We start from the raw sequence: 22542 nt of genomic DNA on the forward strand, positions 1-22542 counted from the left end.
CTCAGTGAGGGGGCTTCGGGGTCAGACGACTTGCTCGCCGGGGCGCACGATCTCGTCCAGTGCCGCGAGGTCGGTCGCGTCGGGGATCCAGTCGGCCGCCGTCGCGTTGGCGGTGACCTGCTCGCGGGTCATCGCACCGGAGATCACCGAGCCGACGGCCGGCAGCGCGGCGAGTCCGCCGACGGCCACCTGGAGCAGGGTCAGTCCGCGTGCGGTGCCGTACGCGGCGAGCGCCTCGGCACGGTCGAGGGCCGCGTCGGTGAGCCAGCCCTGCCGCCAGGACAGGCGGCTGCCGGGCGGGGGCTGTTCGCCGCGCCGGTACTTGCCGCTCAGCAGGCCGTTGGCGAGCGGGTAGTACGGCAGCAGGCCGACGCCGGTGCGCAGGCAGGCGGGGACCAGGTCGGTCTCGGCGCCGCGGTCGAGGAGGTGGTAGCGGGCCTGGGTGCTGACGAAGGCGTCGGTGAGCTGTGTGGCGGGGAGGCCGGAGCAGCCGAGATGGAGAATCTTGCCTTCGGCGACGAGTTCGCACAGGACCGCGATCGTGTCGTCGAGCGGGGTGACGCCGTCGGGCTCGTGGTACTGGTACAGGTCGATGCGGTCGGTGCCCAGGCGACGCAGGGAGGCTTCGACGGCGTACCGGATGTAGGGGCGGGAGCCGCGCGGACCGAGCCGGGCGGCTTCCCCGTCGGGGGTCATCTCCATGCCGAACTTGGTGGCGAGGACGACGTCGTCGCGGTGGCTCTTGAGGGCGGCGCCGAGGAGGCGTTCGCCGTCGCCGCGCACTGCCCCGCTCTCGCCGGAGCCGCCGTACATGTCGGCCGTGTCGAACAGGGTGACGCCGGCGTCGAGTGCCGCGTGGACCACGGCAGTTGTGGCCTCCTCGTCGAGTCGGGAGCCGAAGTTGTTGCCGCCGAGGCCGACCACCGAGACGGTCGGCCCGCGCTCGCCGAGGGTGCGGTACCTCATGACCCGTTCCCGAATCCGATGCAGACGTTCTTGGTCTGTGTGTAGCTCGCCAGCGCCTCCAGGCCCTTCTCCCGGCCCCAACCGCTGTGCTTGTAGCCGCCGAAGGGGAGCTCGATGCCGGTGCCGACTCCGGTGGCGTTGACGTAGACCTGGCCCGCCCTGATGCCTTCGGCCATGCGCAGCGCCTTGTCGATGTCGCGGGTCCAGACGTACGAGGCAAGGCCGTACGGAGTGTCGTTGGCGATCGCGAGGGCTTCCTCGGCGTCGTCGAAGTCGATGACGGTGACGACGGGGCCGAAGATCTCCTCGCGGGCGCAACGGGCCCGGTTCGTGAGGCCGGTGAGGACGGTCGGCTCGATGTAGTAACCGTCGGCGAGCGCGGGGTCGGCGGGGGCGCCGCCGCCGGTGCGTACGTCGGCGCCCTCCTGCCGGGCCAGGTCCAAGTAGCCCTGCACACGGTCGCGTTGACGGGCGGCCACCAGGGGTCCGACGTCGGGGTCGTCCAGGCCCGGGCCGAGGCGCAGCGAGGCGGCGTGGGCGACCAGGTTGTCGAGGAACTCCTCGGCGCCGCGTTGCAGCAGGATCCGGGTGCCGGCCGAGCAGGTCTGTCCGGCGTTGCCGAAGGCGGAGCCGGCGACGGCGCCCAGGGCCAGGTCGAAGTCCGCGTCGGCGAAGACGACGACGGGTGACTTGCCGCCCAACTCCACTACAGAAGGCACCACGTTGGCCGCCGCCGCCTGGGCGACCTTGATGCCGGTCGGCACCGAGCCGGTGAACGTGACCTGGTCGATGTCCGGGTGTCCGGCGAGGGCGGCGCCGGTCTCGCCGTCGCCGGGGAGGACGTTCAACACCCCTGGCGGGAGGCCGCATTCGAGGGCGATACGGCCGATCTCCAGCGGGGTGAGGGGTGCTTCGGGAGAGGGCTTGAGGACGACGGTGCAGCCTGCGGCGAGTGCCGGGGCCGAGCCCCTCGCGGTGTTCTGGAGCGGGTAGTTGAAGGGGATGATCTGTCCGGAGACGCCGATCGGTTCGCGGACGGTGTAGTCGATCAGGCCGGGGCCGAGCGGGATGGTGGAGCCGCCGAGCTTGTCGGCCACGCCCGCGTAGAACTCGAAGTAGCGGGCGGCCGCCTCGACATCGGCCTTCGCCTGGCCGAGCGGCTTGCCCACGTCGCGGCTCTCCAGGTGGGCCAGTCGCTCGCAGTCGGCGCGGATCGCTCCGGCGATGCGGTTCAGCAGCCGACCCCGGTCGGCGGCGCGCATCCGGGCCCACTCGGGCGCGGTGAAGGCCGCACGGGCCGCGGCCACCGCGTGGTCCACGTCTGCCGGGCCGGCCAACGCCACTTGGGCAATGGCCGTTCCGTTCGACGGGTCGAGGACAGTGAAGGTGCGGTCGTCCGCAGCGGGGATCTGCTTGCCGTCGACGACCAGCAGCCGCGTGTCGTCACTCATGGCCGGATCTCCCCCTCCACCGTGCCGAAGATGACGACCTCGTCACCGGGGTGGACCGTGCGGATCCGGCGGACCCAGAGCACGATGCCGTCCTGCGGGGCGCGGACCTCCTCCACCGTGTTGCCGTAGTGGTCCACGACGTGGGCGATCAGGTCGCCTTCCTTGCAGCTCTCCCCCGGGTCGGCGTGTCCGACGAAGAAGCCGCCCGCCGCTGAGCGGGCGAAGGTTCCGGTGACCGCCGTGTAGGTGTCGCGCAGTTCGGGCCGGCCGTCGGTCATGCCGAGTTGGCGCATGATGTTGCGCACCGAGTTCATGTGCAGCTCGACGGTCGACTCGCGGTAGGTGCCGCCGCCCGCCTCGATCGTGATCGCGGGCTTGCCCGCCGCGAGGGTGGGGTGGCGGACCGTGCCGCCCCACTTGCCGCCCTTCCAGACGAGTTGGTGTCCGGCGGCCAGACCGATGCCGGTGGCCAGGTCCTCGTAGCCGCCCTGGACGATGACCAGCGGGGCGATCTCGCCGAAGGTGCCGCCGGTGTGCAGGTCGACGAGGGCGTCGACGGCGGGGACGACCTGCTCGACGAAGGTGGCGGCCAGCCGCAGCGAGTACGAGCCCTCGGCGTCGCCAGGAAAGATGCGGTTGAGGTTGAGGTGGTCGAGGCCGCTGCTGCGGGCGGCCGCCTCGAAGGCCGGGGTGTTCACGCAGGGGATGCCGACGAGCGTGCCGCGCAGCGTGGCCGGGTCGGTCTCGGCGAGGACGCGGCGGACGGCCTCCTGGCCGTCGTACTCGTCGCCGTGCACGCCCGCGTCGACGCAGAGCACCGGGCCGGGCTCGGTGCCGTTGACGACGATCAGCGGGATGCCGAGTTCCACGCCGTAGCTGCTGGTGCCGACCGGGATCAGACCCTGGGCGCGCTCGCCGGGGGCGACGGTCAACGGACCGATGGAGTACATGAGTTACTGCCTTTCGGAGGCGGGGGTCACAGGCGGGCGGACGCTTCGTCGAGGGTGTTGGCGATGATGTCGGCGATACGGTCGAGGAGCCCGCGGTCGCTGATCAGCGGGGGCGCTATCTGGACCAGGGGGGCGGCGCGGTTGTAGACACGGGCCAGGAGGCCGGCCTCGCGCAGTCGGCGCGGTATGAGGTCGGCGACGAGTGCGGCGCGGGCGGTGTCGCTGAAGCCGCCGTCGTCCAGGTCGCCGGCGAGTTCGCAGGCGTAGAAGAAGCCGGTGCCTCGTACGTCGCCGACGATGGGCAGGGCCGCCAGGGAGGTCATGCGGGTGGCGAGGTGGTCCTGGAGGCCGCGGACGTTGTCCAGGATTCCGTCGCGTTCCATGATGTCGAGGCTGCGCAGGGCGATCGCCGCGCTCAGGGGATGTCCGCCGAAGGTGTAACCGTGGTTGAGGACGGCGCCGGGGCGGTTGAGGACCTCGGTGACCTTGGTGCCGACGAGGGTGGCGCCCATGGGGGCGTAGCCGGCGGTGATGCCCTTGGCGACGGTGACGATGTCGGGGCGGGCGCCGTAGCGGTCGCCGCCGAACCACTCGCCGAGGCGGCCGAACGCGGTGATCACCTCGTCGGCGACGAGCAGGAAGCCGTAGCGGTCGGCGAGCGTTCTGAGGCCGGGCCAGTAGCCCTCGGGCGGGGTGATGCAGCCGCCGCGGTTCTGCACCGGTTCGGCGATCAGCATCGCGATCGTCTCCGGGCCCTCGGCGAGGATCGCGTCCTCCACCTCGCGCAGCAGCCGGGCCGTGAAGGCGGTGTCGTCCGCCGACTCCCCCGGCAGGCCGAAGCGGTTGGTGTGGGAGACGAACCGGGTCTCGATCGCGGGCGGGCCGTAGGGCTCCTTCAGGCCGGGGTCGTCGGTGAGCGACAGGGTGCCGACGGTGAGGCCGTGGTAGGCGCCGCGGCGGGCGATCGCCTTGGTGCGGCCCGTGTCGCCGCGCAGGGCGTGGTACTTGCGGGCGATCTTCCAGGCGGTTTCGACGGCTTCGGCGCCGCCGCCGGAGAAGAAGGTGTGCTCGATGTCGACGGGCGCGATCCGGGACAGCCGTTCGGCGAGTTCGATGGCCGTCGGGTGGGCGGAGGCGGACCAGAGCGGGCTGAAGCACAGTTCACGGAGCTGCCGGTCGGCGGCCTCGGCGAACTCGGCCGCGTAGGAGTAGCCGAGCTGGCAGCAGTACAGGCCGGAGAGGCCGTCGATGTAGCGTCTGCCGTCCGCGTCGTCGACGTAGGGGCCCTCGCCGCGCTGCACGACGAAGAGGTTGTCGCCGTCGGTGCCGACCGAGCCGTTGGGGGTCATGTTCAGCAGCAGGTGTCGGGACGCGGAGGCCGACAGTTCGCCTGACGAGGTGCGGGTGGTGCTGGTGGTCATCAGGTCTCGATTCCGGCGGGTAGGCCCACGGTGGTCTCCGTCGGCAGCAGGCCGTCCTGCCTGCCGGAGCCGCCGAGCCGGCGCACCGCGCCGACCAGTGCGAGGGCCACGACCGCGACCGCGATGAGCAGCGCGCTGACGGCCGTCACGGACGGATCGACGTCGTACTGCAGGACGTTGAACACCTGGACCGGCAGGGTCACGGTGTCCACGGAGGACAGGAACTGGGAGACGAAGAACTCGTCGAAGCTGGTGATGAAGGAGAAGACGGCGGCGGCGACCAGCCCGGGCATGGCCAGCGGGAAGGTGATGCGCCGGGCGACGGTGAGACGTCCTGCGCCCATGCTGGCCGCGGCGTCCTCCAGCCGTTCGTCGATGCCCTTCAGGGTGGCCATGAGGATCATCACGGCGATGGGTGAGGCCAGCACGGTGTGGCCCAGCGCGATGGCGATCGGGCTGCCGAGCATCGAGGCAGGCTCGAAGAGCAGGAACAGGCCCAGGGCGATGACGACTTGGGGGATCACGAGGGGCGCGAGGACCAGGCCGTAGACCGCGGTGCGCAGGGGCAGTTCGCTGCGGACCAGTGCGGTCGCGGCGGTCACGCCGAGGATGAGTGAGAACACCGTCGTCAGGGCGGCGACCAGGGCGCTCAGGGAGAGGGCGGCCGGCCACTTGCTGCCGTCGGCGAACAGCTGCCGGTACCAGCCGAGGGTCCAGGAGTGGGGTGGGAAGGAGCCGAAGGCGTCGTTGCCGAAGGAGGTGACGACGATGACGACGATCGGCAGGGCCAGGAAGAGCAGGATCAGGGTGGCGAAGACGGTGAGGCCGACGCGTCCGGCGAGGGTGGAACGGAGGCCGATCATGATGCCGTACCCCGCTTCCGGTACGCCTCGCCCGCCGACTTGAGGAGTCGGAGGAGCAGGAGGCCCGCGAAGGTGAGCAGCAGCAGGACGATACCGAGTGCGGAGGCGCCGTTCCACTGGTTCTGCTTCATGACCTGGTCGTCGATGAGCGAGGCCACCATGGTCTGCTTCGCACCGCCCATCAGGGCCGGGGTGAGGTAGTAGCCGAGGCAGAGGATGAAGCACAGCACCCCGGCGTTGACCAGTCCGGGAGCGACCAGCGGCAGATAGACGCGGCGGAAGATGGTGATCCGTCCCGCGCCCATGCTGGCCGCCGCGGCGAGCAGCCTGCGGTCGACACCGCGCATCACGGCGTACAGGAGGAGGACGGTGTACGGGAGCATCACGGAGGTGGTGCCGATGACGACCCCGACCTCGTTGTAGAGCAACTGGAAGGGTGCGCCCGGGAAGTGAAGATCCGTCAGGACATTGTTCACGACGCCGTGTTCGCCGAGCAGGATGATCCAACCGTAGGTGCGCACCAGCGCGCTGATGAAGTGCGGGACGATCACGACCAGCATCACGAGGCCGGCCCACAGGGGCTTCAGCCGGGTCACCGCGTTGGCGAGCAGGAAGCCGATGACGAGGCTGAGCAGGGAGGTCTCGGCGGAGATCCGCAGGGTGGTGAGCAGGATCTCCAGGTTGGCACCCTGGAACGCGTCGGCGTACCAGTGGAGGGTCCAGCCGCCTTCCTCGCCCTTGAGGCTGAGGAGGAGGGTGCTGAAGATCGGGTAGACGAAGAGGATCAGGAGGTAGACGACGACCGGTGCGGCGTTCAACAGGCCGTAGCGGGTGCGGCGTTCGGCCAGCGCTCGGCGCAGACGGTTCATGCGGCCGCGTGTCGCGGTGGGCGTCGGCCGCGGCTTCGCGGCGAGAGCGGTTCCGGCCATGCTCACCCCCCGTGTTCCGCGTCGGCGAACACGCTGACGTCGGACGGCTCGGCGGTCAGACCGACGCGTTCACCGGGCGCCGGGGCCCGCCCGGCGGGGAGCTCCAGTCGTACGACGTCGGTGTCCGCGCCGCCGGTCGGGCGGACCGTGACCCGCACCAGCGTTCCGACGTAGGTGACCGTCTCGACGGTCCCGGTGCAGAAGCCGTCGCCGGCGGGGCAGAGGGTGATCCGGCCGGGCTGGACCGCGCCCCGGACGCGCCCGCCGGATCCTTCCGCCAGGGGGCGGGCCTTCAGCAGGCCGCCTGTGTCGAGGCGCACGAGTGTGTGCTCCGATGTCCGCTCCTGGACGCTGCCGGCAAGGAAGTTGGCCGCGCCGAGGAAGTCCGCGACGAACGGGGTGCGCGGGACCTCGAAGAGTTCCCTCGGGGTGTCGAACTGGTCGATCCGGCCGTCCCGCATCACCGCGATCCGGTCGGAGAGGACGAGGGCCTCTTCCTGATCGTGCGTCACATAGATGACGGTGAGGCCGAGTTCGCGCTGGATGCGCTTGATCTCGGTCTGGAGCTGGTCGCGGAGTTTCTTGTCGAGGGCACCGAGCGGTTCGTCCATGAGGATCACCGGCGGGCGGTAGACCAGCGCCCGGCACAGGGCGACGCGCTGCTGCTGGCCGCCGGACAGCTCGCGCGGACGGCGGCGGGCCATGCCGTCGAGGCCGGCCATCTCCAGGGTCTCGCCGACCCGGCGGCGCAGCTCCGCCTTGGGTATTCCGCGCAGTTGGAGCGGGAAGGCGACGTTGTCCCAGACCGTCATGTGCGGGAAGAGCAGGTACTGCTGGAAGACGAAGCCCAGGCCGCGCTTCTGCGGGGCCAGCCGGGTCACGTCACGGTCGCCCACGACGATGCTGCCGGAGTCGGGTTCGCAGAACCCGGCGATCATCATCAGGGTGGTGGTCTTGCCGGAGCCGGAGGACCCCAGAAAGGTGACGAACTCGCCCGCCGCGATCTCCATGGAGACCTCGTCCACGGCGGTGACACCGCCGTACGTCTTGCGAAGTCCCGTCACGGACAAGGGTTTTCCGGTGCCGCTGTCCGGTGGCCGGGTGATCACCGGAGCTTTCACGTCCAGTTCAGGCATGCGACCACTCCTGCCAGCGCTTGGAGACGGCGTCCTGGTTCTTGATCCACCACTCGACGTCCAGGTCGAAGCCGGACTCCAAGTGGGCGGCGGAGCCTGCCAAGTTGTCGGCGGTGGCCGTGGAGAGCTTCTTGTAGGCGGCGGGCACGGTCGGGGCCATCGGGTACAACTCGGCGTAGGCGGCCTGCACTTCGGGCCGCAGCGAGAAGTCGATGAGCTGGTAGGCGGCGTCGAGGTTGGCGGCGCCCTTGGGGATGGCGAGCCCGTTGCTCTGGCGGCGGGCGCCGTTCCACTGGTAGGCGAGCGGCACGCCTTGCTTGATGAGGGCGTCGAGGCGGCCGTGCCACACGCTGGAGGCGACGACCTCCTCGCGGCCCAGCAGTACGCCGGGGAGGGCGCCGGTGTCCCAGAACTTCTTGACGTGTCCCTTGATCGCGTCGAGGGACTTGAAGGCCCGGTCCACGTCGAGGGGGTACAGCTTGTCCGGGTCCACGCCGTCGGCGAGGAGGGCGAACTCCAGCTCGGGCAGGTCGGCGTCCAGGGCCTGGAGCGCGCGGCTGCCGGGGAACGCCTTGGTGTCCCAGAAGTCGGCCCACGAGGTCGGCTTCCTCCCGCCGAAGGCGTCCGTGCGGTAGGCCATGACGCTGGCCCAGTAGTTCTTGCCGATCGCGTTGGTGGTGAGGAGGGACTTGGCGATGCCGGCGTTCTTGGAGTTCTTCAGCCGGTCGTAGTCCAGTGTCTGGGTGGCGCCCTGCTGCTTGAAGAGCACGAAGTCGGCCATCGAGTCGTCGATGACGTCGAACTGGGGGCGGCCCTGTTTGATCTGGGCGAGCATCTGCGCGTACTCGATGTTCACCACCTTGACCTGGATGCCGGTCTCCTTGGTGAACGGTTCGTAGACCGCCTTCTGGTTGGCGTCGCCGTAGGTGCCGCCGCTGTCGCGCACGACGAGTGTCCTGGAGCTCTTGCCGCCGCTGTCGACGGACCGGCTGGTGCCGGTGCCGCAGGCGGTGAGCGTGGTGGCGGCGATGCCTGCGGCCACTCCGCCGACTCCGCGCAGGAACACTCTGCGGTCTATCCGGGCATCTCTCACCGGGGCCTCCTGGTGGTGCGGTACGTGATGAGGGGCTGGGGTGCGGGTGGAGTGGTTGGGGTGGTTCTCTTCGGTGCGGGTCCGTTGTGGCCGGTCGCGCGGTTCCCCGCGCCCCTTACCGGGCCCTGGTGTCAGTGGGTGGAGGGGCGGGGGACGGCTATGGCGGCCAGTTCGGTGCCGGGGGCTACCGTCAGGCCGTGCATGCCGTAGAAGACTCGGCCGCCGGCCGGGGTGTGGACCTTGTGTTCCCGGCCGTCGGCCGGGTCGATGACGCGGCCGATGACCTGGCCCTCGGTCACGTCGTCGCCGGCGGTGAACTCCGGGTACCACAGGCCGGTTTGCTCGGCGGTGACGCCGGCGACCCAGACCCATTCGCGTACGGGTTCGCCGGCACTGCCGTCGGAGGTGAGGACGTCGAGCCGGCGCAGCATCCCGTGCAGGCCGTCGACCAGACGGCGGGCGGCGTCCGGGTCGCGTTCGCCGAGTTGGCCGGTCTCGACGAGGATCGCCGGGATCCCGGCGCGGGCGGCGGCGGCCTGGCTGTTGCCGCCCTTGGTGTCGAGGCCGATGACGATGTCCTCGATGCCGAGCGAGCGGGCCATGTCGGCGGTCCTCGCGTCGTGTCGCACGTCGCCGGTGAGGCGGTAGCCGACGAAGTTCCGCAGGACCTCGTCGATGCCGCCGGCGTGCAGGTCGGCGTAGGCGTCGGCGCCGTTCACCAGGTGGGCGAAGAGCCACGCGGCCAGCCGTTCGGTGGGGCCGCCGTCGGGGTCGCCGGGGAAGACGCGGTTGATGTTGACGCCGTCGAGCGGGGAGATGCCGAGCCGTCCCCGGTAGACGGCCGGGGGGTTGGCGACGGGGCAGATGATCAACTGACCGTGGACCAGGGCGGGTTCGAGGAGGGCCGCGAGCCGGGTGGCTGCGTCGATCCCGGTGAACTCGCCGCCGTGGACGCCTGCGGTGATCAGGACCCGGGGGCCGGGGTGGGCGCCGTTGACCAGGGTCAGCGGGATGTCGACGGTGAGGGTGCCCAGGTCGGCGGGGACGGTGCCGCGGGTCTTGGTGCCGGGCGCGGCGCTCAGCGTGCCCACAGTCAGCAGGTCGTCGGTCATGGCGCTCACGCGTCTGCTCGGTCGAGGGTGGAGATGAAGTCGATGGGCTGCGGCGAGGCATCGTCCAGCGCGAGGTCCGCGGCGATGTCGCCCATGGCGGGCGAGAGTTTGAAGCCGTGGCCGGAGAACCCGGCGAGCAGCACCACGTTGTCGTGGCCCGGCAGCGGGCCGACGAGGGGACGGCTGCTCTCGGTGTAGCCCTCCATGTAGACGGAGAGGCGGATCGGGTCGGGGTGCAGGTCGGGCATGTACCGGCCCAGGAGTTCGGTGAAGATGTCCAACTCCCCTGGTTCCACGGTCCGTTCGAGCCGGTTCGGGTCGCCGGCCGGACGGTGCAGGGCGCGGGAGAGGCCGAGCTTGACGGAGACGCCGTCCGGGGAGGGCAGGCCGTAGCAGTGGGTGGGGGCCGTGCGGATGAAGGCCGGGCGCTCCTGGCCGGACCAGTCGTCGGTGGTGGGCACGTACCAGGCGTTGACGAGGCGCCTGATGTCCACCTCCCAGGGCAGGTCCGGCAGCAGGTCGTTCACCCACGGGCCGACGGTGACCACGGCGCTGTCGAAGCGTTCGGTGCCGGCGTCGGTGCGGATCTCCACGCCGTTCGCGTGCGGCACGATCTCGCGGACCGGGGTGTAGCGGTGGATGCGGGCGCCGAGCTCCTCCGCTCGGCGGGCGGCGCTCAGGATCGTCAGCTCGGGCCGGATGAAGCCCGCGTGGCGGTCCAGTACGGCCGCGTCGCCGGCCTCGATGCGGAACTGGGGGAAGCGCTTGGCGAGCGCCTCGGTGTCGAGGACCTCGTGGTCGAGGCCGTGCTCGGCGACGGACTCCAGGACGGTCGCCATCTGCTGGTGTTCCGTGGGCCCCATGAGCAGGCAGCCGGTCAGGCGGCGCAGTTCACGGCCGGTCTCCCGCTGCAGCTCCTCCCACAGGATGTCGGCGTGCTTGAGCAGCGGGACGTAGCGGGAGTCCTCGAAGTGGGCACTGCGGAAGATCCTGGTCTCGCCGCCGGCCGCGCTGCGGTCGTGGCCCGGGGCGAAGCGGTCGTACCCGACGACCTCGGCTCCGCGGGACGCCAGGCGCCAGGCGGCCTGGCTGCCCATCGTTCCAACGCCGACGACGGCGACGCGCTTGCTGGCTGCCACCCGGAGTTCCTCTCTTCGGAGACCGTGCCACTATGTGGCACGCTGTGCTAGAATCTGGCACGAGAATGGCAGTGCCGTTGACGGGGGTCAAGAGGCTGTCGTCAGACCATTCGCAGGATTAACAGGGGGAAACCAGATGGAAATGAAGAGCGTCACCAGGTCACTGCGCATTCTGGAGGCGGTGGCCCAGCACCAGCCGGTGACGGTGGGGGAACTGACCAAGCTCTTCGGACTGCCCAAGTCGACGGTGCAGCGCACGCTGGTCACACTGAACGAGGCGGGGTGGCTGCGGGCCAACCGCAAGGACACCACACGCTGGGAGATCGGCGCCCGGGTGCTGGCCGTACGGCCCGCGGCGCTCCAGGGATCGAGTCTGTTCGCGGCCGCGAGGGAACCCATGATCCGGCTACGGGACGCGGTCAACGAGACCATTCACCTCTCGGTGCCGGACGCGTTGCAGTGCATGGTGGTCGTGGACCGGGTGGACTGCGATCACGCGGTACGGACGTTCCACACCATCGGCGACACCTCACCGCTGCACGCCACCGCCACGGGCCGCACGATCCTCGCCCATCTGCCGAGGGCCGACGTGGACGAGCTGATCGACCGCGGTCTGGAGAGCTACAGCGCGTCCACACCTGCCGAACCCGACCTGCTGCGCGCCGAGTTGGAGCGCGTGCGGACCGACGGCTACGCGGTCAACCGCAACCAGTACCGGCCGGACGTGTGCGCGCTGGCCGCCGCGATCCTCGACGAGAACGGCACGCCTCTCGCCGCCGTGGCCGTCTCCATGCCGGACTCGCGGTACGACGCCGAACGGCTCCCCGAATGGGGGCAGTTGGTGGCGGACACGGCCGCGGAGATCGCCGGGCGGCGCATGGGAGGGTGAGCCCGCGCGGCAACCGTCGGCACCCGAACTCAGCACGGCTCCATGGCGGTTCGGTCCCTCACATAGCCCTTCTCCTTGTCGACCACGTTCCGCAGCGGCCGGCCCTGCGCCCTGCGGGTGAGGTTCTCCAGGAACAGGTCCGCCAACTCGACACGCCAGCCGGTCACTTCGCCCGCCGTGTGCGGGGAGACGATCACGCCGGGCATGTCCCACAGCGGTGAGGCGGCGGGCAGCGGCTCCTGCGCGAAGACGTCCAGGGCCGCCCCGGCCAGCCGGCCGTCCGCGAGGTGCTTGACGAGCGCCTCTTCGTCCACGAGACCGCCCCGGCCGACGTTGACCAGCCGGGCCCCGGGTTTCATCGCGCCGAGGACGGACGCGTCGACCATGCAACGGGTGGCCGGGGTGAGCGGGGCCGCGAGGATCACGTAGTCCGCGTCGGCCAGCGCGGTCCGCAGGCCCACGCCCTCGTGCACCGTCCCGAAGTCCGGGTCGTCGGCACGTGCGGTGCGCCCGGCGCCGCACACCCGCATACCCACCGCGCGCAGCATGCGGGCGACCGCACGGCCGATGGGCCCGGTCCCCCAGACCAGCACCTTGCGGCCGCCGATCCGTTCGCTGTCGCGGGGACGCCACTCACGACGCCGCTGGTGCTCCCAGCTGCCGGGGAAGTCCTTGGCGAGGGCGAGGATCAGGCCGAGTACGTATTCGGCGATGGCCCGGTCGTAGACGCCCCGCGAGTTGGTCAGCACCACGTCCGGGTTCTCGACGAGCGCCGGGAAGAGCAGCGAGTCCACTCCGGCGGCGGCCACGTGGACCCAGCCGGGGGCCGGGCCCGGGTCCTTCGGCCAACTCGCCGCGACCGCCGGGGTGATGGAGTGCCAGCACAGCAGGATGTCCGCGCCCGGCAGGAGGAGCGGCAGTTCCTCCTCGGTGGCGTACACCGTTTCCGCGAGCGCTTCGATCTGCTCGGCGTTCGGTGGCAGGACGCCCTGGTGCAGGACGACGAGCCGGTCAGTCACGGCCGTCCACCACGGGGATGGCGAGGTACTTGTACTCCAGGAACTCGTCGATGCCGACCCGTCCGCCCTCGCGGCCGAGACCGGACTGCTTGACGCCGCCGAAGGGTGCGGCGGGGTTGGAGACCAGGCCGGTGTTGATGCCGACCATGCCGGTCTCCAGCCGCTCCCCCACACGCAGGGCGCGGTCGAGGTCGCGGGTGAACAGGTAGCCGACCAGGCCCCATTCGGTGTCGTTGGCGGCGCGGACGACCTCGTCCTCCGTGTCGAAGGTGAGGATCGCGGCAACCGGGCCGAAGATCTCCGCCCGCATCAGCTCGGAGTCCGGGCGGACCTCGGTGATCACCGTCGGCGGATAGAAGTGGCCCGGCCCGTCCGGGACTTCACCGCCGGTCAGTACCTTCGCGCCGCGCGTCACCGCGTCCCGGACGAGACCGTCGGCCTTGGCGCGTCCCGCGGCGTCGATCAACGGGCCCACCTGGGAACCGGGTCGGGTCCCGGGACCGACGGCGAGTGCGGTCATGCGCTCGGCGAGCCGCTCGGCGAACGCGTCCGCGAGCGCGCTGTGCACGAAGAAGCGGTTGGCCGCGGTGCACGCCTCGCCCATGTTGCGCATCTTCGCGACCATGGCGCCCTCGACGGCCCGGTCGAGGTCGGCGTCCTCGAAGACGATGAAGGGCGCGTTGCCGCCCAGCTCCATGGAGGTGCGGACGACGGTGTCGGCGCACTGGGCGAGGAGCAGTCGCCCGACCTGGGTCGAGCCGGTGAAGGACAGTTTGCGCACGCCCCCGCCGCGCAGCAGGGGCTCGATCACTCCGGCGGCGTCGGTAGTGGTCACGACGTTGAGCACGCCCTCGGGCAGTCCCGCCTCGGTGAGGATACCGGCAAGGGCCAGGCTGGAGAGCGGGGTCTGCGGGGCGGGCTTGAGGACCATGGTGCAGCCGGCCGCGATCGCGGGTCCGATCTTGCGGGTGCCCATCGCAAGGGGGAAGTTCCACGGGGTGATGAGGAGGCAGGGGCCCACCGGCTGCCGCATGACCAGGACGCGGTTGGCTCCGTCCGGGGTCCGGGTGAACCCGCCCTCGATCCGTACGGCCTCCTCGGAGAACCAGCGGAAGAACTCCGCCGCGTAACCGACCTCGCCGCGCGCCTCCGCGAGGGGCTTGCCCATCTCCAGGGTCATCAACAGGGCGAGTTCTTCCCGCCGTTCGAGGATGATCTCGTAGGCGCGGCGCAGGATCTCACTGCGGGCGCGGGGCGCGGTCGCCGCCCAGGCCTCCTGCGCCGACACCGCCGCATCAAGGGCGCGTTGCCCGTCGGCCGGTGACGCGTCGGCCACCTCGCACAGCCGCTCGCCGGTCGCCGGGTCGTCCACGGCGAAACGACCGCCGTCGCCCGCGTCCTGCCAACTCCCGCCGATGAACAGCTGCTTGGGAACGGTCTCGACGACAGACGTAGAGGTAGACGTGGTGGTGGTCATCAGCGGGTTCCTCCGGACGGGTTCGGGTCGAGCAGTTGGGCCAGGTGCCGGGCCTGCGGGCCGTCCGGGCCGGTCAGATGGGCCGCCTGGGTACGGCAACTGAAGCCGTCGGCGAGGACGGTGGCGTCGGGATCGAGTGCGGCGAGCTTCGGAGCGAGGGAGAGGGCGCCGACGGCCATGGAGGTGTCGTAGTGCTCGGCCTCGAAGCCGAAGTTGCCGGCCAGGCCGCAGCAACCGTTCGCCTCGTCGACCTGTCCGACGCCGAGTCGTCGCAGCAGTGCGCTCTGGGCGGTCTCGCCGAAGACGGCGTACTCGTGGCAGTGGGTCTGGAGCGTGACGCGGTCGGGGACGGTCGCGGGTTTCCAGTCGGGGTCGGCCAGTTCGGTCAGCGCGCCGGAGAAGGTGTGGACGCGTGCGGCGACCCGGCGTGCGGTGTCCGTGCCGAGGAGGGCGGGTGCGTCGTGGCGGAGTGCGGCGGCGCAGCTCGGTTCGGGCACGACGATGGGCAACTCGCCCTCGGCGTCGAGTCGTTCGACAGTACGGGTCAACACCCGCCGGGCGATGCCGAGTTGGCCGGTACTGATCCAGGTGAGCCCGCAGCACAGTCCGTCGCGCACGGTCGCGGGGACACCGGCGTCGGCCAGGACGCGGGCGGCGGCTCCGGCGACGTCGGGGCGGAAGGCCCGGGTAAAGGAGTCGACGAGCAGGACGGCGGCCGGAGTCGACGGTTGCGCAGGCACCTGGGCCCGGAGGTCACGGCGTCGGGCGAAGCGCGGCAGAGTGCGCTCGGTAGTCACCCCGCCGAGCCGTGCGACCAGTCGGCCGGGCGGTCCACCGAGTACGGCGTTCACGGGGCGGGCGAACCAGCGGGCCAGCGCCGCCCACCAGGGCAGCCAGCCCAGGCTGTAATGGCTGAGCGGGCGCAGCCGGCGCCGGTAGTGCCGGTGCAGGAACTCCGACTTGTACGTCGCCATGTCGACACCCACCGGGCAGTCGGCGGCGCAGGCCTTGCAGGACAGGCACAGGTCGAGGGCGTCCCGTACCTCCGTCGAGCGACTGCCGTCGGTGACGACGGTGCCAGGGCCGTCGCGCAGCATCTCCTGCAACAGCCGGGCGCGGCCCCGCGTGGAGTCGCGTTCGTCGTGGGTGGCGCGGTAGCTGGGGCACATGGCTCCGCCGGTGTCGCTGCGGCAACGCCCCACGCCGATGCACCGACTCGCCGCTTCGGCGAGGCCGCCCGGATCGTCGGGGAAGGTGAAACCCCCTTGCAGAGAAGGGGAGTTGGCCGGCGCACGGGAGGTGATCGGGTACAGCGCGAGGTCGGCGTCGACGGCCGCCGGGTCGACGATCACCCCGGGATTGAGGATGCCGTCGGGATCGTACAGCCGCTTGTAGGAGGCGAACGCGGCTCGCATGCGCGGGCTGTACATGGTGGCGAGGAGTTCGCTGCGGGCGCGGCCGTCGCCGTGTTCGCCGGACAGGGTGCCACCGTGTGCGACGACCAGCGCGGCGGCTTCCTGCAGGAAGGTGCGCATGGCGGCGGCGCCCTCGGGCGTCGCGGGGTCGAAGTCGATGCGGACGTGGACGCAGCCCGCGCCGAAGTGTCCGTACAGCACACCGGTGAAGTCGTGCTTGGCAAGGAGGGTGCGGAAGTCCCGTAGGTAGTCGGCGAGTTGGTGCGGGTCGACGGCCGCGTCCTCCCAGCCGGGCCAGGATGTGCCGCCGTCGACGAGGCGGGCGGCGAGTCCCGCGCCGTCCTCGCGTACGCGCCACAGGGAACGGCGTTCGGCGGGGTCGTCGATGACGCGGCCCGCCACCATCCGTTCCCCGGCCCGGAGTTCGGCGAGGACATCGGTAGCGCGTGCGTCGGCGTCGGCCTGGTCGGTGCCGTCGAGTTCGACGTAAAGCCAGGCGGCGCCCTCGGGCAGACCGGTGACGGCGTGCGGGCCGCGCCGGTGGCGGAGGGTGGCGACGATGGCCTCGTCCATCCCCTCGACGGCGGTGGGCCGGTGGCGCAGGATCGCCGGGACGTCCGAAGCGGCGTCCACGACGTCCCGGTAGCCGAGCGCGAGCAGTGTGGTGGCGGCGGGCACGGGGTGCAGTCGTACGGTCGCGCGGGTGACGATCGCGCAGGTGCCCTCGGTGCCCACCAGGGCACGGGCCGTGTGTCTGCCGTGCTCCGGAAGGAGGTGGTGGAGCTGGTAGCCGGAGACCTGGCGGGGGATGCGGCCGAGTTCGGTGCGCAGGGCGGCGAGGTTGTCGTCGACGAGCCGGGTCAACTCGCCTTCCAGCGTGGCGATCTCAGCCGCGTTCCCGCTCTCGACCGCGCGCAGTCCCCCGACCCCGGCCACCGCGCGCACTCCCGTGGCCGTCACGATCTCCAGCTCCTCGACGTGCTCGACCGTCCGGCCGTAGCGCACCGAGTGGTTCCCGCACGCGTCGTTGCCGATCATGCCGCCGAGGGTGCAGCGGCTGTGGGAGGACGGGTCGGGGCCGAAGAACAGGCCGTGCGGGGCGGCGGCGCGCTGGAGATCGTCGAGGACCACGCCGGGTTCGACGACGGCGGTGCGGGTCTCGGGGTCGACCGCTACGACCTTGTTCAGGCGGCGGGAGAAGTCGAGAACCAGGCCGGGTCCGATCGCGTTGCCCGCCATGCTGGTGCCCGCCCCGCGCGCCGTGAGCGGGATGCGCAGGTCGCGGCAGGCCCGTACGAGCGCCGCCACGTCGTCGGCGGAGCGCGGGAAGGCGACGGCGAGGGGCGGCACCCGGTAGTTGGACGCGTCGTACGCGTACTGTGCGCGCCGCCCCTCCCCCGTGTCGACCTCCAGGCCCGGAGCCGTCCGGGCCAGCAGGTCGACCAGGGAGCGGGCGTCGGTCATCCGCCCGTGCCCGCCGCGACGGCGACCGACCAGGCGCGCAGCCCCTCGTCGATCGAGCCCGCGTCGACGATCAGCGGCGGGATCATACGGACGACGTTGCCCCACGGCCCGCACGGCAGCAGGAGCAGCCCCTCCTCAACGGCCGCGCGCATCACGCGAGTTGCCGCTCCGGGGTCGGGCTCGCCGTCCTCCGTCACGAACTCGCTCGCCAGCATCAGACCGAGCCCGCGCACGTCACCTATCGCGGGATTCTTCGCAGCAACTTCGTCCAGCCCCGCGCGCAGCCGGGCGCCCATGGCGGCGGCGTTCGCAACGAGGCTCTCCTCCTCGACGACGTCGAGCGTGGCGACGGCCGCGGCGCAGGCGACCGCGTTCCCACCGTACGTACCGCCCTGCGAACCGGGCCGGGCCTTTCGCATCAACTCGTCGGAGGCCGCGATGCCGGACAGCGGGAAGCCGCTGGCCAGCCCCTTGGCCGTGATGAGGATGTCGGGGCGGACGTCGAAGTGGTCGTGGCCCCAGAAGCGGCCGGTGCGGCCGACGCCGGTCTGGATCTCGTCGAGGACGAGCAGGATGCCGTGACGGTCGGCGCGTTCCCGAAGTCCTTGCAGGAAGGCGGAGTTGGCGGGGACGTAGCCGCCCTCGCCGAGGACCGGTTCGACGAAGATCGCGGCGGTGTCGTCGGGATCGGAGACGGTCTGGAGGAGCTGGTCGAACTCGCGCAGGGCGAAGCGGGTCGCCGTCTCCTCGTCCCACCCGTAGTGGAAGGCATGCGGGAACGGCGTGATGACGACCCCGCCCATGAGCGGCCCGAACCCGGTGCGCACCTTGGCGCCGGAGGTCGTCATCGACGCGGCGGCGACCGTACGGCCGTGGAAACCGCCGTGGCAGACGACGACGTTGGGGCGGCCGGTGGCCTGACGGGCGAGCCGGAGTGCCGCCTCGACGGCCTCGCTGCCGGAGTTGGCGAAGAAGAGGCTGTCGAGCCCCTCGGGGAGGACCTGGCCGAGCCGCTCGACGAGACGCTGCAACGGCTGGTGCATGACGGTCGTGTACTGGCCGTGGATCAGCGTGGCGACCTGCTCCTGCGCGGCGGCGACCACTTTGGGGTGGCAGTGGCCGGTGCTGGTGACGCCGATGCCGGCGGTGAAGTCCAGATAGCGGCGGCCGTCCGTACCGAAGAGATGCACCCCCTCGCCGCGTTCGACGACGACCGGTGTGGCCTGGCGCAGGTGCTCGGACAGGTGGCTCATACGGCGGTTCTCCCACGACGTGAGGAGGTGCGGGGGACATCTCCCACCCTGTGGGCGGTGCGCCGGGAGGGGCAACGGTCAACGTGTTCCCCCGGCCCGCCCGCTGTGGACGGTCTGTCAACCGGACCGCGGCCGCGGAACACACTGTCAACCCGCCGGTGGCGATGCGAACACGGTGTTCATTGACGGTGGCCGCGCGCTGAACCAGGGTGTTGGCCAACCCCGGACCGCCTCACCTCCCCCACTCCTCACCCCGGTGACCTGTCGGTCCCTCCGGCGTACAGCGGCGTACGCATTCGAATGCTTGACGCACGATCTCCTCCGCCCCGCGTCCCCAGGAGCCTCAAGCATGTCCGTGACCTCGTCCTCCACCACCGGAGGTGCCTCGTCGCTCGACGACGCGCCCGTCAGTTCCTTCCACCGCCGGATCATGGCGGTCGCCATGGGCGGCCCGTTCTGCGACGGCTATCTGCTGGGCGTGATGGGCGTCGCCCTCGGCCTCATCACCCCCGCACTCGCCCTCGACACCCTGTGGACCGGCCTGGTCGCCGCGTCCGTCCTGATCGGCGTGTTCATCGGCGGTGTCGTCTTCGGTCCGATCACCGACCGAGTCGGCCGGCACCTGATGTACGTCCTCAACCTGGCCGCGTTCGTGGTCTTCTCTGCGCTCCAGTTCTTCGTCGCGGAGGCCTGGCAGCTCGTGGTGCTGCGGCTCCTCATCGGCGTCGCGATCGGCGCCGACTACCCCATCGCCTCCGCCCTCACCACCGAACTGGTCCCCCGCCGACTGCGCGGCCCCGCCCTCTCCGGCCTGGTACTGGCCTGGTGGATCGGCTACGGCGTGAGCTACTGGGTCGGCTGGGCGCTGACCGGTCTCGGTGCCGACGCCTGGCGCTGGATGCTGGTCTCCGGCGCGGTCCCGGCGCTGGTGTTCCTCGTCTTCCGGGCCGGGATCCCCGAGTCCCCGCGCTGGCTGGCCTCGCGCGGCCGGATGGACGAGGCGCGAGCCGTCGTGCACCAACACCTGGGCCCCGACATCGACGCCGACGAACTCCTCTCCGAGCCCCGCCGCGAACACAGCGGCGGCTCCGGCCTCGGCAACCTCGTCGAGATCTTCAAACGCGGCTACACGGTGCCGGTCGTCTTCTGCTCCGTGTTCTGGATCTGCCAGGTCGCGCCCGCCTTCGCGGTCCGCTCCTTCCAGCCCCAGATGCTGTCGGCCTTCGGCGTGGAGAGCACGTACGGCGCGAGCGCGCTGATCACCACGCTCGCCGTCGCGGGCATCGCCCTCGGTCTCGTGGTCGTCAACCGGATCGGCCGCCGCCCGCTGCTGATCAGCACCTTCGCCTGCATCACCGTGTCGTTGCTCGCGCTGGCCGTGCTGCCACTGCACTGGGCGTTCCTGGTGGTGACGCTGTTCGCGGCGTTCCAGTTCTTCGAAGCGGCGGGCAGCGGGCTCCAGTTCGTCTACCCGAGCGAACTCTTCCCGACTGATCTGCGAGCCACGGGAGTCGGCATCGCCACCGCGATGAGCCGGGTCGGTTCGGCCACGTCGACGTTCCTCCTCCCCATAGCCGCCGACGACTTGGGCGTACGCGGCACGCTCGGCATCGCGGTGGTGATCACGCTGGCGGGACTCGTCGTGTCGTACTTCCTCGCCCCCGAGACCAAGGACTTGAGCCTGGCGGAAGCCAGCGGCCGCCCCTGAAGCTCCCCGGATTCTGAACGCCCCGCCCCCATCAAGGAGTTCACCCCATGCGCAAGGTCGTCAGCTTCGACTGCTACCGCACCCTCATCAACTTCGACACCCGCGCCGCCACGCACGAGATCGTCGAGGACCGGCTCGCCCGACTCGGCGTCGACCCGGACCAGTTCCACCACGACGCGTACGTCATGCGCTTCCAGGGTGTCGTCGACGCGTACCGCCCCTACCGCGAGATCGTGCGCGGCACCCTGCGCAACGTCATGCTGCTGCACGGCCTGGAGTACCGGGACGAGGACGGCGAGGCGCTGGTCGAGGCCATCAAGAAGTTCAAGCCGTTCCACGAAGTCCCGGACGCGCTGCGCCGGTTGAAGGGCGAGTACGACATCGCGATCCTCTCCAACAGCGAGGACGACCTCATCTCGTACGCCGTCGACGAGTTGGGCGTCGAGTGGGACTACGTCCTGACCGCCGAACAGGCCGGGGCGTACAAGCCGTTGCCGCAGGCCTTCGAGTACCTGATGAAGGCGACCGGGCGCGGCCCGGAGGACATCATCCACACCGCCCAGGGCTGGGAGTACGACATCATGCCGACCAAGCGGTACCCGGGCATGCGGCGGATCTGGGTGAACCGCTACGGCTTCCCCGGCTCGGCCGCGTTCCAGCCGTACGAGGAGATCAAGGACCTGTCCGAGCTGCCCGGCCTGCTCGGCGTCTGAACTCCCGGCACCCGCACGCCCGCCGCTTCGAAAGGAACACCCCCGTGAGCGCGACCACGCTCGGCCGCCCCGGACCGGTCAACGGCCGGATCTCCCACTGGTTCTCCGAACTCCCCACGCCCCGCCCCGCGTTGCCCGGCGACCGCGATGCCGATGTGTGCATCGTGGGCGCGGGTCTCACCGGGTTGTGGACCGCGTACTACCTGAAGCTGGCCGACCCTTCGCTCCACATCACCATCCTGGAGGCCGAGTTCGCCGGGTTCGGCGCCTCCGGGCGTAACGGCGGCTGGGCATCGGGGCTGGTGCCCGGGGCCCGTGACCGGCTGGCCAAGCAGTACGGGCGGGACGCGGTGCTCGACTATCAGCGCGCGATGAACGAGGCCGTCGACGAGATCATCGCCGTCGCGGATCGGGAGGGCATCGACGCCGACATCGTCAAGGGCGGCACCCTGCGCGTGGCCCGGACCCCGGCGCAGGCGAGCCGACTGCGGCACAAGACCGAGGCCGATCACGAGTGGGGCGTCACGGACGCGGTGCTGCTGACACCCGAGGAGGCCGCCGAACGTATCCGCATCGAGGGAATGACGGCGGCCGCCTGGACACCGCACTGCGCCCGCTTGCAGCCGGCGGCCCTGGTGCGGGGGCTTGCCGACGTGGTCGTACGCCTTGGTGTGAGCCTCTACGAGAAGTCGCCGGTGAGCGTCGTCGAGCCGGGGCGCGCGGTCACCGCACATGGTGTGGTGCGCGCGCCTGTTGTCCTGCGGGCGACGGAGGGGTTCACCGCGTCGCTCAAGGGACTGCGGCGGGCTTGGTTGCCGATGAACAGCTCGATGATCGTGACCGAGCCGCTCGCGGAGGGGGTCTGGGAGGAAATCGGGTGGGCCGGGCGCGAGACTCTGGGCGACACCGCCCACGGTCACCTGTACGCACAGCGCACTCCGGACGACCGGATCGCGATCGGCGGGCGCGGGGTGCCGTATCGGTTCGGGTCGCGAACCGACTCCGACGGTCGCGTGGCTGACCGGACGATCGCTGAGCTGACCGAGACCTTGTACAAGGTGCTGCCGCAGACCGCCGGCACCCGTGTCGATCACGCTTGGTGTGGCGTACTCGCGGTGCCGCGGGACTGGTCGGCGACGGTGGGGCTCGACCGGGCGACCGGACTCGGCTGGGCCGGCGGGTATGTGGGACACGGGGTGACCTCCACAAACCTCGCCGCCCGGACGCTCACCGACCTGGTGTTGGGACGAGAATCCCGGCTGACCCGGTTGCCGTGGGCCGGGCACCGATCCGGTACATGGGAACCGGAACCGTTGCGATGGCTCGGGGTGCGCGGGCTCTACGTGGCCTATCGCTTGGCGGACATGCACGAGACGGGCGGGCGAGGCCGTACGTCCCCGATAGCCACGGTCGCGGATCTAATCGCACGCCGCCCCTGACCCCCCTCAGGGGCGCGGGGCTGTGTCGATATGCGGCTCCGCCGCGTGGGCGCGACCAGCCACAACGAGCGCGCACCCGCCAACGCAACAGGCACGCTACGGCGA

The 22542-nt window shown here is 71.0% G+C and carries 18 protein-coding genes; 4 read left to right on the top strand and 14 right to left on the bottom strand.

Annotation, left to right across the window (positions count from 1 at the left end):
* Nucleotides 1-21: 21 nt before the first annotated feature.
* The 10 genes from ACIBK4_RS36245 to solA form a co-directional block, all read right to left on the bottom strand.
* Nucleotides 22-966, bottom strand: a complete 945-nt coding sequence (locus tag ACIBK4_RS36245; protein WP_399001805.1) for an aldo/keto reductase — start codon at nucleotides 964-966, stop codon at nucleotides 22-24.
* Nucleotides 963-2417: an aldehyde dehydrogenase family protein gene (locus ACIBK4_RS36250; RefSeq protein WP_399001807.1), complete on the bottom strand. Its 1455-nt coding sequence runs from the start codon at nucleotides 2415-2417 to the stop codon at nucleotides 963-965. Before ACIBK4_RS36250 ends, ACIBK4_RS36245 begins: the two co-directional genes overlap by 4 nt.
* Nucleotides 2414-3367, bottom strand: a complete 954-nt coding sequence (locus tag ACIBK4_RS36255; RefSeq protein WP_399001809.1) for a succinylglutamate desuccinylase/aspartoacylase family protein — start codon at nucleotides 3365-3367, stop codon at nucleotides 2414-2416. The genes ACIBK4_RS36250 and ACIBK4_RS36255 overlap by 4 nt, the downstream gene beginning before the upstream one ends.
* A gap of 26 nt (nucleotides 3368-3393) precedes the next feature.
* Nucleotides 3394-4788 carry an aminotransferase class III-fold pyridoxal phosphate-dependent enzyme gene (locus tag ACIBK4_RS36260; protein WP_399001811.1) on the bottom strand — a complete coding sequence of 465 codons (1395 nt, stop codon included), beginning with the start codon at nucleotides 4786-4788 and terminating at the stop codon, nucleotides 3394-3396.
* Entirely contained in the window at nucleotides 4788-5651 is an 864-nt protein-coding gene (locus ACIBK4_RS36265) for an ABC transporter permease (RefSeq protein ID WP_399001813.1), read from the bottom strand. Before ACIBK4_RS36265 ends, ACIBK4_RS36260 begins: the two co-directional genes overlap by 1 nt.
* The gene (locus ACIBK4_RS36270; protein ID WP_399001815.1) at nucleotides 5648-6580 is read right to left on the bottom strand and encodes an ABC transporter permease; all 933 of its coding nucleotides are present in this window, start codon (nucleotides 6578-6580) and stop codon (nucleotides 5648-5650) included. The genes ACIBK4_RS36265 and ACIBK4_RS36270 overlap by 4 nt, the downstream gene beginning before the upstream one ends.
* A gap of 2 nt (nucleotides 6581-6582) precedes the next feature.
* Entirely contained in the window at nucleotides 6583-7716 is a 1134-nt protein-coding gene (locus ACIBK4_RS36275) for an ABC transporter ATP-binding protein (protein WP_399001817.1), read from the bottom strand.
* A complete protein-coding gene (locus ACIBK4_RS36280; protein WP_399001819.1) occupies nucleotides 7709-8809 on the bottom strand; it encodes an ABC transporter substrate-binding protein in 1101 nt (366 codons plus the stop codon). The genes ACIBK4_RS36275 and ACIBK4_RS36280 overlap by 8 nt, the downstream gene beginning before the upstream one ends.
* A 131-nt stretch (nucleotides 8810-8940) precedes the next feature.
* Complete coding sequence (locus ACIBK4_RS36285) at nucleotides 8941-9921, bottom strand: succinylglutamate desuccinylase/aspartoacylase family protein (RefSeq protein ID WP_399002192.1); 981 nt, start codon at nucleotides 9919-9921, stop codon at nucleotides 8941-8943.
* 5 nt (nucleotides 9922-9926) lie between these two features.
* A complete protein-coding gene (gene solA, locus ACIBK4_RS36290) occupies nucleotides 9927-11060 on the bottom strand; it encodes an N-methyl-L-tryptophan oxidase (RefSeq protein WP_399001821.1) in 1134 nt (377 codons plus the stop codon).
* A 142-nt stretch (nucleotides 11061-11202) separates the two neighbouring features.
* Between solA and ACIBK4_RS36295 the strand changes: the two genes are divergently transcribed.
* Nucleotides 11203-11949: an IclR family transcriptional regulator gene (locus ACIBK4_RS36295; protein WP_399002194.1), complete on the top strand. Its 747-nt coding sequence runs from the start codon at nucleotides 11203-11205 to the stop codon at nucleotides 11947-11949.
* Between the two features lie 29 nt (nucleotides 11950-11978).
* On the opposite strand, the gene ACIBK4_RS36300 is transcribed toward ACIBK4_RS36295, so the two are convergent.
* From ACIBK4_RS36300 to ACIBK4_RS36315, 4 genes are read right to left on the bottom strand one after another with little or no spacing between them, the layout of a single operon-like run.
* On the bottom strand, nucleotides 11979-12968 hold the full coding sequence (locus tag ACIBK4_RS36300; protein ID WP_399001823.1) for a D-2-hydroxyacid dehydrogenase: 990 nt from the start codon (nucleotides 12966-12968) through the stop codon (nucleotides 11979-11981).
* Nucleotides 12961-14445, bottom strand: coding sequence for an NAD-dependent succinate-semialdehyde dehydrogenase (locus ACIBK4_RS36305; protein WP_399001825.1), 1485 nt, complete (start codon nucleotides 14443-14445; stop codon nucleotides 12961-12963). Before ACIBK4_RS36305 ends, ACIBK4_RS36300 begins: the two co-directional genes overlap by 8 nt.
* On the bottom strand, nucleotides 14445-17324 hold the full coding sequence (locus ACIBK4_RS36310) for an FAD-binding and (Fe-S)-binding domain-containing protein (RefSeq protein ID WP_399001827.1): 2880 nt from the start codon (nucleotides 17322-17324) through the stop codon (nucleotides 14445-14447). The genes ACIBK4_RS36305 and ACIBK4_RS36310 overlap by 1 nt, the downstream gene beginning before the upstream one ends.
* The gene (locus ACIBK4_RS36315; protein WP_399001829.1) at nucleotides 17321-18577 is read right to left on the bottom strand and encodes an aspartate aminotransferase family protein; all 1257 of its coding nucleotides are present in this window, start codon (nucleotides 18575-18577) and stop codon (nucleotides 17321-17323) included. Before ACIBK4_RS36315 ends, ACIBK4_RS36310 begins: the two co-directional genes overlap by 4 nt.
* Before the next feature lie 349 nt (nucleotides 18578-18926).
* On the opposite strand from ACIBK4_RS36315, the gene ACIBK4_RS36320 reads away from it, so the two are divergent.
* Genes ACIBK4_RS36320 through ACIBK4_RS36330 form a run of 3 tightly spaced genes read left to right on the top strand, consistent with a single transcriptional unit; the run spans nucleotide 18927 to nucleotide 22437 of the window.
* Nucleotides 18927-20285 carry an MFS transporter gene (locus ACIBK4_RS36320; RefSeq protein ID WP_399001831.1) on the top strand — a complete coding sequence of 453 codons (1359 nt, stop codon included), beginning with the start codon at nucleotides 18927-18929 and terminating at the stop codon, nucleotides 20283-20285.
* Nucleotides 20286-20332: 47 nt separating this feature from the next.
* Nucleotides 20333-20998 carry an HAD-IA family hydrolase gene (locus tag ACIBK4_RS36325; protein ID WP_399001833.1) on the top strand — a complete coding sequence of 222 codons (666 nt, stop codon included), beginning with the start codon at nucleotides 20333-20335 and terminating at the stop codon, nucleotides 20996-20998.
* A gap of 44 nt (nucleotides 20999-21042) precedes the next feature.
* On the top strand, nucleotides 21043-22437 hold the full coding sequence (locus tag ACIBK4_RS36330; protein ID WP_399001835.1) for an NAD(P)/FAD-dependent oxidoreductase: 1395 nt from the start codon (nucleotides 21043-21045) through the stop codon (nucleotides 22435-22437).
* The last annotated feature ends 105 nt before the right edge of the window (nucleotides 22438-22542 follow it).

It is taken from the genome of Streptomyces sp. NPDC050528, assembly GCF_044457795.1.
Lineage (GTDB): Bacteria > Actinomycetota > Actinomycetes > Streptomycetales > Streptomycetaceae > Streptomyces.